The organism is Glutamicibacter sp. (assembly GCF_050701915.1).
Taxonomy (GTDB): domain Bacteria; phylum Actinomycetota; class Actinomycetes; order Actinomycetales; family Micrococcaceae; genus Glutamicibacter.
In genome coordinates this window covers 1-12,499 of the sequence record NZ_JBOGEG010000009.1, presented here as the reverse complement: position 1 = coordinate 12,499, position 12,499 = coordinate 1, and the positions used below count along the sequence as shown (strand labels likewise).

8 protein-coding genes are annotated in these 12,499 nt (G+C 53.5%); 6 read left to right on the top strand and 2 right to left on the bottom strand.

Annotated elements, in window-relative coordinates; translation table 11 throughout:
• Positions 1-113 precede the first annotated feature (113 nt).
• Positions 114-3,749, top strand: coding sequence for a CDP-glycerol glycerophosphotransferase family protein (locus ACRDT3_RS07840; RefSeq protein ID WP_431492438.1), 3,636 nt, complete (start codon positions 114-116; stop codon positions 3,747-3,749).
• A gap of 83 nt (positions 3,750-3,832) precedes the next feature.
• Here the strand turns inward: ACRDT3_RS07840 and ACRDT3_RS07835 are convergent, their stop codons facing one another.
• On the bottom strand, positions 3,833-5,068 hold the full coding sequence (locus tag ACRDT3_RS07835) for a CDP-glycerol glycerophosphotransferase family protein (protein ID WP_431492437.1): 1,236 nt from the start codon (positions 5,066-5,068) through the stop codon (positions 3,833-3,835).
• A gap of 383 nt (positions 5,069-5,451) precedes the next feature.
• On the opposite strand from ACRDT3_RS07835, the gene ACRDT3_RS07830 reads away from it, so the two are divergent.
• The 4 genes from ACRDT3_RS07830 to mutM are packed head-to-tail and all read left to right on the top strand — an operon-like array spanning position 5,452 to position 7,863.
• Entirely contained in the window at positions 5,452-6,015 is a 564-nt protein-coding gene (locus tag ACRDT3_RS07830) for a YceD family protein (RefSeq protein WP_431492512.1), read from the top strand.
• 2 nt (positions 6,016-6,017) lie between these two features.
• The gene (gene rpmF / locus ACRDT3_RS07825; protein ID WP_013348816.1) at positions 6,018-6,221 is read left to right on the top strand and encodes a 50S ribosomal protein L32; all 204 of its coding nucleotides are present in this window, start codon (positions 6,018-6,020) and stop codon (positions 6,219-6,221) included.
• A 3-nt stretch (positions 6,222-6,224) separates the two neighbouring features.
• Positions 6,225-6,923, top strand: coding sequence for a ribonuclease III (gene rnc / locus ACRDT3_RS07820; RefSeq protein WP_431492436.1), 699 nt, complete (start codon positions 6,225-6,227; stop codon positions 6,921-6,923).
• Between the two features lie 10 nt (positions 6,924-6,933).
• On the top strand, positions 6,934-7,863 hold the full coding sequence (gene mutM, locus ACRDT3_RS07815; protein ID WP_431492435.1) for a bifunctional DNA-formamidopyrimidine glycosylase/DNA-(apurinic or apyrimidinic site) lyase: 930 nt from the start codon (positions 6,934-6,936) through the stop codon (positions 7,861-7,863).
• 26 nt (positions 7,864-7,889) lie between these two features.
• On the opposite strand, the gene ACRDT3_RS07810 is transcribed toward mutM, so the two are convergent.
• Positions 7,890-8,705 carry a serine hydrolase domain-containing protein gene (locus ACRDT3_RS07810; RefSeq protein ID WP_431492434.1) on the bottom strand — a complete coding sequence of 272 codons (816 nt, stop codon included), beginning with the start codon at positions 8,703-8,705 and terminating at the stop codon, positions 7,890-7,892.
• 149 nt (positions 8,706-8,854) lie between these two features.
• Here ACRDT3_RS07810 and smc point away from each other — a divergent pair, with 149 nt between their 5' ends.
• The gene (smc, locus tag ACRDT3_RS07805) at positions 8,855-12,427 is read left to right on the top strand and encodes a chromosome segregation protein SMC (protein WP_431492433.1); all 3,573 of its coding nucleotides are present in this window, start codon (positions 8,855-8,857) and stop codon (positions 12,425-12,427) included.
• Positions 12,428-12,499: the final 72 nt, after the last annotated feature.

Genomic DNA, 12,499 nt, shown 5'->3' with positions numbered 1-12,499 from the left:
GTATCGCGGCTATCTACTACGGTCAGACACTAAGCAAAGGCCTGACCAAGTCTGCAGAAGTGCAATTCCGCTACGGATTCAGTTTGTACAAGTGCAAGCAATATCAAGCGGCCATGAACGAGCTTGAATCTGCCATTGCCCGTCAGCCTCACCGTCATGGGTGGATTCAAACGCTTGCTATGAACATGCAGCGAATGAAAAAATATGAACGTTCCCTTGAACTATTTGCAGCTGCCTGTGATGGCGACCCGAGCAAAATTACTTGGCGGATACGTTGGGCACGTTGCGCTCGCTTGGCCCGAAAATCAGATCTCGCATCAGCTATCCTCGACGGGTTGGTGGCAGATTTCCCCAACGATCCATCGGCTTCCGCAGCTATCGCAAAGTTTCTTTTAGAGACTGGTCAACGCTGGCGCGAACTAGACGTTCGACTTCAATACGAAAATCAGCATGTAGACGACGCAAATTGGATGTTTCTGACTGCCCAAGCGGCATCCTTCATGTCTCGTTTTGAGCAAGCTGAGGAGTACTTGCAAAAGGCTTTGAGCTTGGATGACCAACAGCCTAAGTACTGGTACGGTCTTGGTCGTTGTTTAGAAGAACTGGGTGAAACCGCTGAAGCCCAAAACGCGTACTCTAACGCTGTGCTTCGCTCCACAGATAAGATGGTTCTGAACGTCGGGGTAGGCAAAATCCATGAAAATGAAGAAGACTGGAATCGAGCGCTGGATGCCTACGAATTTGAACTGCAGAATATTTCAAGCGCTTCCAACCTATACCTACTGAATTACCGTGCTGGCGAAACAGCTGCAAGACTTTTCGAGTTCCGCCAGGCAAACGAATACTTCCAGCGCGCGGAGAATTTTGCTGACACCGCTGAAGAACGAGTATTAGCTGGTTATGCTCGTGGGCGACTACTCGCTCGCGCGGGAGAACACGCAGAATCGGTAGCATGTATCTCTGAATTTGTTGACCTGCTATCAGAACAGAAAAGAATTGAACCAGCGGTTGCGTTGTTCCGTTATGCGTATGGGCTTAAGCAACTTGGCCGGTTCGAGGAAGCCAGTGCTCGATTCAGTGAGGCGGCAGATGCCTGGGGATATTTGAGCGGTACCTTTAAGGGGTCTAAGTCCGCGGGAGCACGTGCAAACTACCATCGCCAGCGTGGTGCTATTGCAGCGGCTGGTGGAGACTGGGAGACGGCTGCATCTGCATACGCGTCAGCTTTATGGCATTCTTCCTCTACCGAGCGTCAGTGGCAGGCAAAGGCTGGACACGCTTTCGCAGAGCTAGGACTGTTCGAATCAGCTTGCGAATACTATGTCGGCATGTTGCTTTTCACAGAGATCTCCGTGGCGGGCTTGGGAAGCGCATTAAAGGGAGTGGGACGTCGACGCGGAGCCTTGGCTATTCACGCGCGAGAAGTAGAGCCACTGGATGAGAAATTAGTAGTTTTCGAATCGTCACATGGAAAAAATGTCCATTGCCATCCGCTGGCGATCTTCCGAGAGATGCGTAAGGATCCACGCTTTGAAGACTTCCGATTCGCGTGGGTCTATAACGAATATTCAGAGATTCCCGCTCAGCTGAGTGACGAACCGGAAGTCGCGATCATAAAACAGCATTCGGACAAATATATCCGGTTGCTGGGAACCGCTAAGTACCTCGTGAACAATGCGACATTCCCAACATACTTTGCCCGTCGGGAGGGGCAACGAGTCCTGAACACCTGGCACGGTACGCCACTGAAGTTTATGGGTAAGCTAGTTAAGGACGGCGTCGCAGAGCACCGTAACGTTCAGCGCAACTTCCTTCAAACCACTCATATGATGGTTCCAAATGCGCACACGCTTAAAACCCTCAGCACTGACCATGACCTTGACGGGTTGTTCCCAGCGAAGGTGGCGCTGACCGGCAGTCCTCGAATTGATCAGATGATCAATATGAGTGAAGAGCGACGGCGGGAAATCCTGGAGATTCTGGGTATTGATCCCAACAGCACCAAGAAGATTGTCTTGTTCGCGCCAACCTGGCGTGGCCAGCTCAAGGATCGGTCTTATGACGTCACCGGTCTTGTCGAGGATCTGGCCGCGATGGCGCAAGGGGAGCACCACATGCTTTTCCGCGCACATCGTTTCGCTGAACAGCTTATTGGCGATGCCTCATTGGACGCTACCGTCGTGCCTGCAGCGATCGATACCAATGAGCTTTTGGCGGTAGTCGATGTACTGATCACTGACTATTCCTCGATCTTCTATGATTTCTTGCCAACCAAGAAGCCAGTCATTTTCTACACACCTGACTTTGAAGCTTATGAGGCGGAACGTGGCCTGTACTTCGAGCGCTCTACCTGGCCTGGCAACGTCTTGGACTCAATTGACGAAGTCTGCGTTGAACTTAATCGCCAACTTAGCAGCGGAGATATAGTCCCACACGAAAACTTAGAGAAGAACGTGGCTGAATTTGCTTCCATGGAAGACGGGAAAGCCACCCAGCGGGTTATTGATTTCTTCTTCTTAGACGACGAGAGCTACCTGCTTGAACCACCACAAGATGAGCGGATCAAGCTGTTGTTCTATCAGGGTCCGTTCAAGCCCAATGGCATTGCGACGGCATTCACCAATTTGATCGGCTCGCTGGATGCAGAAAAATACTTGGTGTCGGTTGCTGTTGACATGGGCGCTGTTGGGAGTAACCCCGAATCGTTGGAGATCCTCGATGCGCTGCCTGATCATGTGAAGATTCTTCCGCGCGCAGGTGCAACTATCATGTCGGCCGAAGAGCGCTGGGTTTCCGATAGCTACCACGCGCATCGTGGCTTCGACTCTCCGGTAGCCGAGCAAATCCATCTCAATACGATGGAACGCGAAATGCAGCGTTCCTTCGGAGATGCACGCTTTGATGTTGCCATCGATTTCGAAGGTTACTCGCGATTCTGGGCCATGCTGTTTGCTGCGTCCCATACTCATGCGAAGCGCAACTACATTTACCTACACAACGACATGGTAGGGGAGTGGAAACTGCGTTTCGGTACTATGCCGGGCTTATTTGCCACCTATCGTCACTATGACCGGCTGGTTTCTGTTACGGCGAGCGTTGGCCAGCAGAACAAGCAAGAATTAACTGAGCTACTCGGGCTTCATCCTGACCAGTTCACCGTCTCAGAGAACTTGTTGGATCTGCATAAGCCATTAGAATGGTCCGAAGCAGCGGAGCCAGTGCATCGCTTCGAAGGTGATGATCTAACGGTATTTGCAAATATGGCACGCTTGTCTCCTGAAAAGGGGCAACTGAAGCTGCTGGAAGCGTTCGCAAAGATCAACGTGGAACATCCGGAAACTCGATTGTTGATGATCGGAGATGGTCCACTGCGTAGTGACTTGGAAACGGAAATTAATGCTCGTGGGCTCACCGGGCGCGTTGTAATTACCGGCTTGCTGGCCAATCCGTTCCCAACATTGAAGACGGCTGACTGCTTTGTCTTTTCTTCTGACTACGAAGGCCAGGGACTGGCGATGATTGAAGCAATGATGCTTGGTCTACCAGCAATTTCCACTGACGTTGTCGGTTCACATAGTGTGCTCGTCGGCGGGTACGGGCAACTTGTAGAAAATTCGGCCGAGGGATTGATCGACGGAATGCAAGCATACCTAGATGGCTATCAGGCAGAGAAGGTATTTGACGCAGAGCTGTACCAGGTTAGTGCGCTCGCGCAGTTTGAGGAGCTTCTTAACTTGGTGAGATCCTAGGCGACGGAACCTAGCCAAACCGAGAAGAGGTGTGTTGAAGAATCTCAGATTCTTCAACACACCTCTTCTTTGAATTCAATTACCTAGGCTGCGCGCCTGCCGGGCAGGTTGGAAATCGCTGCATCGCCAGTAATCAGGTTCAGTGATTCATCGATAAAGCGCTGCATGCTGGCACCCTTGGTGACATCACCAAAGTAGTACTCGACAACTTCTTTGAATCCAGCGTTTTCTTCCATAAGTGCCGAACGAATTAACCCTGGGCTTTCAGCTGACTGAGAGGCTGATAAGGCGGGTACCCTGCTTAGGGCGGGGGAATCTGAAATGGCCGCCTCCACAGAAACTGGAGTGGTAACGAACATAGGCTTACCAGTTGCAAGAAAATCGTAGGCCACTGCTGAAATATCCGTAATGCAAATATCCGATTGGGCCCACTGCCAGCCCCAATGGGTGGTGTCGTCAAATAAGAGGCGACCAATAGAGGTCGAATTTGCCGAATTCAACTTATTCCGAACCCGTTCTACGGCTTGTCCATATTGCGCGGAATTGATACCCGAACGTGGGTGTGGGCGGAATATTATGTTGAATCCGCCGTCCTTAATCAGTGAATCAACAAGTTGTTCGCCATGCGAAAGAAGGGAACCGTAATTCATAGAAGGACGGTCGCCTTCCCAAGTAGGAGCATAAAGTACCGTGGGCAGCGAATGGTTGATTGAATATGGTGCCAAATAATCAACGTCTATCTGCGGTCGACCGATCAGACGCGTGCGATGCTCGGCATCGAAATTGTGCAGATGGTCGCCCAAGCGATCACGGGCAGCCTGCCCGGCGGAAAAGACATAGTCGTAGGCTTTGAGCTGGTTTGACCACATGTAGGCTTTTTCGCTCTCGCCATGGCTGATGAATACATGTTCCGGACTGTTAAAGCGCATCATCTGGAAGTTGCGAATATTTTGGTTGACGTAAAACACGAGACGTAAGTCTTGGGAATTCACCAGGTTTTCAACATCTTCGATGGTCGGCGCGTAGTGGACCGGCAGGGCACACTCCTCGCGCAGTGCCAAAGCTGAGTCAGGAAGTCGCGCAATGATGACAACGGGTACGTGTTTGGCCAGTTGTTTCATTGGTTCGTACCACTGGCGGATTTGATAGGCGTTAACCATAGGATCCGCGAAGTAGAGGGCAACCTTGTACCGGTCGTCGCCGGTAGGCTCGTGAAAGAGTTCAGTGGCATGACGGCTAATGAACTTGCGGTGCTGTCTCGCAACAAGGCGTTGACCAGCATACGCCGCCGCATTGTTCAAGGTCTTGAGTACCTTCATGGAAGTTCCTTTGCCACTGATTTTTATACCTAGGAATAAGCATATGGCTTGGAATTCGTAGGATCCTGTCGACATGCTTAATGAAGCCTTGGAACCTAGGAAACTTTAGGTTAACGATCTAAATACGTTCAGGTAAGGTACGAGTCGATGTTGGCAATAGGTGCAGAAGTAACTGTTTGTACTGTTATTACGAGCACAGTTCCCAATGCGATATGATGTGACGAGTGCAACTTACAAATCAAGGTCCGAAAACTGGTTTCAGTTTGGGAACTTGGCTCGCGGCAAGCTAAGATGAAATGTCGGACTATGTTTCTATAGGAGTCATCATTAGCGAAAAGCGTTCTGATCGATCGTCACACGGCGAACTCGATCGCAACTCGCCTCTGGTTTTTTCAACCAGGGAGCTCGGCCGTTCGCCTGGCTCAATGAAAACTCTCAATGAGCAGGTTTCGGCGCCCGCAGATGTGGGAAATGCACTCATCGGTATTCGTGGAGGATCTGAGCTTGACTTAGATCTTCGCTTGGAAGCCGTGCATGAAGGAATCCTGGTATCGGGTACCGCTACAGCGCAAATCGCTGGGGAATGTGGACGATGCTTGGAACCCATCGAGTACGACTTCGAGGCTGATATTCAAGAGCTCTTCTACTATGAAGAGAGCGAAGAATTCGAAGACGATGATGATGTGGATCAGTATTGGGTTGTCGGTGACTTGATTGACATCGATCCGGTAGTACGGAGCGCAGTGGTTACCGCCCTGCCGTTCCAGCCGGTTTGCCGGGAAGATTGCTTGGGGCTCTGCAGTGAATGCGGAATCAGCCTCAACGACGACCCTCAGCATGATCATCAGATCCTGGATCCACGTTGGGCAGCGCTAGCGCGGCTGTCCGACAATGTCGCAGAGGATGCGACAAACGATAAAACGTCAGACAAGAGAGAAGAGAAGTAGTCGTGGCTGTTCCAAAGCGGAAGATGTCCCGTGCGAATACTCGTGCCCGCCGTTCTCAGTGGAAGGCTACCGCACCGAACCTGGTGAAGACCGTTGAAAACGGTCGCGTAACCTACAGCCTGCCTCACCAGGCTAAGGTTGTCACCGACTCGGCTGGTACCGAATTGTTCCTTGAGTACAAGGGTCGCAAGGTCGCAGACGTCTAAGACATGTCTTCAAAAGAAGAACTTATGAAGCGTCTCGGAATCAACATTGATTCCGAGACGTTTCGTCTTGCATTTACCCACCGCTCATATTCCTATGAGAACGGTGGCATTCCAACGAATGAACGTCTTGAATTCTTAGGCGATTCAATTCTTGGCTTCTGCGTTGCAGAATACCTATACGCAACTTTCCCGCATCTGCCAGAAGGCGATCTCGCGAAGCGACGAGCAGCTATCGTCAGCACCCGCGCCTTGGCGATGATTGCCCGTGATCTGGAAGTGGGGGAGCACTTGCTCCTAGGACGTGGCGAAGCCCAGTCCAACGGCGCAAACAAATCCTCCATTCTGGCAGACACCATGGAAGCTATCCTTGGAGCCACATACCTGGTTCAGGGCATGGAAGCGGCACGCTCGTTCGTGCTCCGCTTCGTCACGCCACTGCTGGAAGATCCTCGACTGCTGGGTGCGACGACTGACTGGAAAACTGTAATCCAGGAAGAAGTAGCATCCCAAAAGCTGGGCGAGATGCACTACCAAGTTACTGGTTCCGGTCCTGACCATGCACGTACCTACCTTGCGGAACTCCGTATCGGCGACAAGGGGTACGGCGAGGGGCATGGGCCGTCCAAAAAAGAAGCTGAGCAGGAAGCGGCACACAAGACATGGCTATTGCTGCATCCAGGTGAGCAGCTACCCAAGGGATAGCATTTAGCTCATGCCAGAACTGCCAGAAGTTGAAGTGGTCCGCGAGGGCTTGGACAAGTGGGTTCGCACTCGAACGGTACAAACTGCTCAAGTGCTGGACCCACGTTCCGTCCGCCGTCATACCGACGGCGTTGAAGATTTCGAACAGACCCTGGGCGGTTGCACTATCGCTTCCGTGGTTCGCAGGGGCAAATTCCTCTGGATGGACCTAGAAGGTCTTTCAGCCCCAGCAGCACTGGTTGCCCATCTAGGCATGAGCGGTCAACTTCTTGTCGAAGAACCTGATGCTCCCGATGAGAAACATCTGAAAGTCAGGATCTCACTTAGCAATAGATCTGACCTTCCCAGTGAACTGCGCTTCGTTGACCAGCGAATCTTTGGGGGAATGTTCCTCTCTCCACTGGTTGCGACAAGCGATGGGTTGCCCGGGGGTGCTGGATCGCTAAAAGCATCGATCCCACAAGCGGCTGCACACATCGCCAGAGACGTGATGGATCCTCACCGCAAGGTCGAAGACCTGTACGTCGCGCTTCGCAAAAAGACTACAGAACTCAAGAGAGCAATTCTGGACCAGGGGATCGTTTCCGGAGTCGGCAACATCTACGCGGATGAAGCTCTCTGGCAGGCAGGTCTTTCAGGTTTGCGAAGTACAGCAACTATTAGACGTCCAGAGGTCCAACGCCTCAACAATGCCCTGGTTGATGTGATGACACGCGCCCTCGCCGCTGGTGGTACGAGCTTCGATTCTCTGTACGTAAATGTGAACGGCGCTAGCGGTTATTTTGCCAGGTCTTTGAATGCCTATGGGCGCGAAGGCAAGGCCTGCTTGCGCTGCAAGGAGAGCGGACGAGCCTCGTTGATTCGGCGTGATCCATTTATGGGCCGCTCATCCTACAGTTGTCCCGTGTGCCAGCCGCGTCCACGCCGTGCGCGACGCTAGCTGGCACATCAGGAACTTATCTCAAGCTATGCAATCTGCGAATTGAGCACCTGTTCATTGAACGGTGCCCAGGCGTCAACAGCCCACTGGCCAAAGCCCTTATCGGTGAGCGTCACACAGGCCAAGCGATGCTCCGGATCCACCCAGAGGAATGTGCCGGACTGCCCAAAATGCCCAAAAGTGGTTGCCGGGTGGTTTGCACCTGTCCAGTGCGGCGCTTTGGACGAACGGATTTCGAACCCGAGTCCCCAATCATTCGGGTTCTGCCGACCATAGCCGGGTAGAATTCCAGCGAGGTTTTCGAAATGCACACGCGTTGCGTCACGCATTGTTTCTTGCGCCACGATAGTTGGGTTCAGCAGCTCGGCAGCGAATTTTGCTAGATCTGCGGCGGTGGAGCGTCCGTCCTTTGCGCAGCTGCCGGCAATTTCAGTATCAGACATGCCCAGGGGAGCGAAGACAGCCTCTTGGGCATACTGGGCCATGCTGATTCCGGTCTGTTGTTCCAGATGCTCGGCGAGTTTCTCGAATCCGTAATTCGAGTAGCCGCGTTTGCTGCCAACAGCAAAGCGGATTGTTTCGGAATCAAAGTCATAGCCGGCTGTGTGCGCCAATAGGTGGTGCACCGTTGACCCTTCTGGCCCTGCTGGGTCTTCGAGGGTGATGGCTTCTTCTTCCAGGGCTACCAAGAAAGTGTAGGCACTGAGCAATTTGGTCACCGAAGCCAAGGGATAAACACGTGCAGTATCGCCGTGCTGGTCAATGATTGCACCATTGCCGTTCACTACCACGGAAACTGCGTTGTCACTTGGCCACTGGTCAATCTGCGTCAGAATGCTCATAGAATGATCTATCCCTCGATTTTCTTCCTTGGATTTTGCGAGCACAACCAGATAATCCCCACTGCGCTTCGCTAGAATTGCCACAAGGATTGGGTTTGGATGCCCAACCTAACTTTAGCGATTTGGCCCAAACATAGGAACTTCACGCCGTGCATCTCAAGACTCTCACCGTTCGCGGATTCAAGTCTTTCGCATCGGCGACCACTTTTGAGTTTGAACCGGGCGTCACCGCTGTTGTGGGACCTAACGGTTCCGGCAAGTCCAACGTGGTTGACGCGCTGTCCTGGGTCATGGGTGAACAGGGTGCCAAGACGCTTCGCGGCGGCAAGATGGAAGACGTGATCTTTGCTGGCACGTCTGGCCGTCCACCACTGGGCCGGGCCCATGTGTCCCTGACAATCGATAACTCTGATGGCCAGCTGCCAATCGACTATGCAGAAGTCACAATCTCACGCACACTGTTCCGTACCGGCGGATCAGAATACGCCATTAATGGAAGTTCATGCCGCCTTCTTGACATTCAAGAGCTGCTTTCGGACTCCGGCCTGGGCCGAGAAATGCATGTGATAGTCGGACAGGGGCAGCTGGACCGCATCCTGCACGCCACCGCTGAAGACCGGCGTGGATTCATTGAGGAAGCAGCCGGCGTGCTCAAGCACCGTCGGCGCAAAGAGAAGACCCTGCGCAAGCTGCAAGCGATGCAGGGAAATCTGGATCGTCTTGAAGATTTGAGCGCCGAGGTACGCCGCCAATTGGCCCCGTTGGGACGGCAAGCGAAAATCGCACGCCGTGCGCAGACGGTGCAGCTCGACGTCAGGGATGCAAAGTCTCGACTGCTGGCCGATGATTTGGTAACGCTGAACAATAGGCTTGCACAGGATATTGATGACGAATCCAAGATCCAAGCTCAGCAAGAAGACGCTGCAGCGCGCCTGGAACGAATCAAGAAGCACCTCGCTGAACTCACCTCCCAGATGGAGACCATCACTCCACGACTTGGGCAGATGCAGGAAACATGGGTATCGCTGAGTACACAGGCAGAGCGATACCGATCGCTTGCCGCATTGGCTCGTGAACGAGGGAAGTTGCTGGAAAGCAATGAAACCCACTTCGATTCCAGCAGAGATCCTGAGCGATTGGAAGCTCAAGCTGAGCGAATGAGTGCAGAACTTGAAGAGCTGGAAGAAGCTCTTGAAGACCGCCATGAGATTCTGGCTGAAGCTGTAGAGGCTAAAGAGCAGGCCGAGGAAGCATCACGCGCCGAACAACAGCGGATGGCAGCCATGCTCCGTGCCGCGGCGGACCGTCGAGAAGGCATGTCGCGGCTGGCCTCGCAGGTGGCTTCCGCACGCAGCCGTGTCGATGTGACCCGGGCCGAAATTTCTCGCCTCCAGGAAAGCGTCCGGTCCTTCGACTCGGATCTTGGACTGGATTTGCGCTCTCACGCAGAAGTTGCCGCTGATCTTGAAAAACAATTGGCTGGTGAAGCCCAGCTTAATATCGATTTTGAGAGTGCAGATCGGGAACACTCTGCGTTATCAGAAGAGCACAATGCCGATAGTCAGCGTGAACGCGAGCTATCAGTGCGTGTTTCCGGATTGCGTGCACGCTTTGAAGCACTGAAACTGAACTCCAAACCGGATGATCAGTCTTCCCAGCTTCTTGGATCGGCTTCTGGCAAGCTCCTCGGGCGTTTGGGGGAGCTGATTACGGTGAATCCCGGATACGAACAGGCCATCGCCGCGATATTGCGTGAGAATGCTGAAGCCTTGGTAGCCAAGAACCTTGGTAATGCGTTGGACCTCATCGAAGACCTGCAACAGCAACAGGCCAGCCAAGTATTCCTGCACGCCGAGGTTTCTTCAAGTCAAGCTCAGGCTACTGCAGTGCCAAGCGCTGTCAACGCCCGTGAAGTTGTGGCTGCCGATAGCACGCTGGACAGCTTGCTTGATCAGCTTCTTGGCGGCCACTACATCATTGAAGAAATGAGCCAAGCACCTGCGGACTTGGCGCAGAACCCATCTGCGTTGCTCACCACCTTGGACGGCATAACTGTTTCCGCTAGTCGCAGTTCCGTGGGGGACTCAGCGGGCGCTTCCCTGATCGCGCAGCAGGCATTAGTGGAACAGACGGAAACAGAACTATCCCAGTGCCAGGAAGAACTTTCCACTGTTGAACAAAGATTGGCTCAGCGGGGACCGGAGCTCTCCATCGCTCAGCAACAGCGCGATGAAGCCCTGTCGGCGTTGGCTGAATCTGACGCCACCATTGATGAATTATCGTCGTATCTGGCACGTCTTGGACAGAAACTTCGCAGCGCGCGATCGGATAAAGCCAAGCTGGAAGAAAAGCTCGAAGCAACGCTGGAGAAGCTGGAAATCGAGCAGGAATCTCTCGAAGAGATTACCGAGCGCATGGAGCTAGCTTCATCAGATCAAGATGAAGAAACCGTTGATGACGCGGCACGAGCAGCTCTTGCCGATGCTGCAGCCGCTGCACGGCAGCAGGAATTAGAAGCCCGTCTTGCCTTGCGCAGTAGTGAAGAGCGCGTTTCTGCGTTGCGTTCGCGCATTGAGGGGCTGCGCCGCACTGCGGTCGCTGAGCGCAATCACCGTGAAGTTGCGGCTCGTCGAGCTGAACAGCGCAAGGCGCAAGCAGCCAACGCGATTCGTATTGAGCAAGCTGCTGAGCGCGTCCTGCGTTTCATTGAAGTATCGGTATCCATGGCTGGCCAAGAACGCGAAGAGCTGGCCGGCAAGAAATCCGAACTCGAATCCATGCTGGGCAGCCAACGCAGGGAAGCGGAGCAGCTCTCCGCCGAGCTGGCCCGTCTTGCCGATGCTGTGCATCGTGATGAGATGGCCCGCGCGGAACTGCGTATGCGGATTGAAAATCTTGAGACCAAGGCACTGGAAGAACTGGGATACACCCCGGATCACCTCATCGCCAACTATGGTCCAGACCAGCTGATTCCGGAGGCCCTCGACGAAGATGACAAGTGGGGCGCACTGCGGCAAAACGTTGACGAAGAAGGCAATCCTGTTGGCACCCGAGCATATGATCGCGTCGAGCAGGAAAAGCGACTGAAGAAAGCGGAACGGGACCTAGCGGCCTTGGGCAAGGTCAACCCGCTGGCGCTTGAAGAGTTCGCCGCCTTGGAAGAGCGCCATAAGTTCCTTTCCGGCCAGCTCGAGGACTTGAAGAAGTCCCGAGGGGATTTGCAGCAGATTATTGCTGACGTTGATTCCCACGTCGAGCGGGTGTTCACCGAGGCCTACAACGACACCGCCGTGCAGTTCAGGCGGATCTTCGATCGCCTCTTCCCAGGCGGTGAAGGCCAGCTGGTGCTCACTGATCCCGAGAATATGCTCACCACGGGCATCGAGGTGGAAGCACGTCCGGCCGGCAAGAAAATCAAGCGGCTCTCTCTGCTCTCCGGTGGCGAGCGTTCGCTGACGGCTGTCGCGTTGCTGGTCGCCATATTCAAGGCTCGCCCATCGCCATTCTACGTGATGGACGAGGTGGAGGCAGCCTTGGACGATATGAACTTGGGGCGCCTGATCACGATCTTTGAAGAGCTGCGTGAGTCCTCCCAGCTGATCGTGATTACCCACCAGAAAAAGACCATGGAAGTGGCCGATGCGCTGTACGGCGTCACTATGCGTGGAGATGGGGTTTCTACAGTGATTAGCCAGAAAATGGAACGCGCCAAGTCGGTCTAGAGCTTGGCTACGGAGAATAAGCAAGAAGAGAATGGCTTGTTAAACCCGGGAGGGCAGTTATCGAATGATAAC

Bases quoted from the DNA above. Each gene is read 5' to 3' on its own strand.
- rnc (WP_431492436.1), top strand. From the start codon at position 6,225: ATGTCTTCAAAAGAAGAACTTATGAAGCGTCTCGGAATCAACATTGAT.
- ACRDT3_RS07835 (WP_431492437.1), bottom strand. From the start codon at position 5,068: ATGAAGGTACTCAAGACCTTGAACAATGCGGCGGCGTATGCTGGTCAA.
- ACRDT3_RS07840 (WP_431492438.1), top strand. From the start codon at position 114: ATGAACGAGCTTGAATCTGCCATTGCCCGTCAGCCTCACCGTCATGGG.
- ACRDT3_RS07810 (WP_431492434.1), bottom strand. From the start codon at position 8,705: ATGAGCATTCTGACGCAGATTGACCAGTGGCCAAGTGACAACGCAGTT.
- mutM (WP_431492435.1), top strand. From the start codon at position 6,934: ATGCCAGAACTGCCAGAAGTTGAAGTGGTCCGCGAGGGCTTGGACAAG.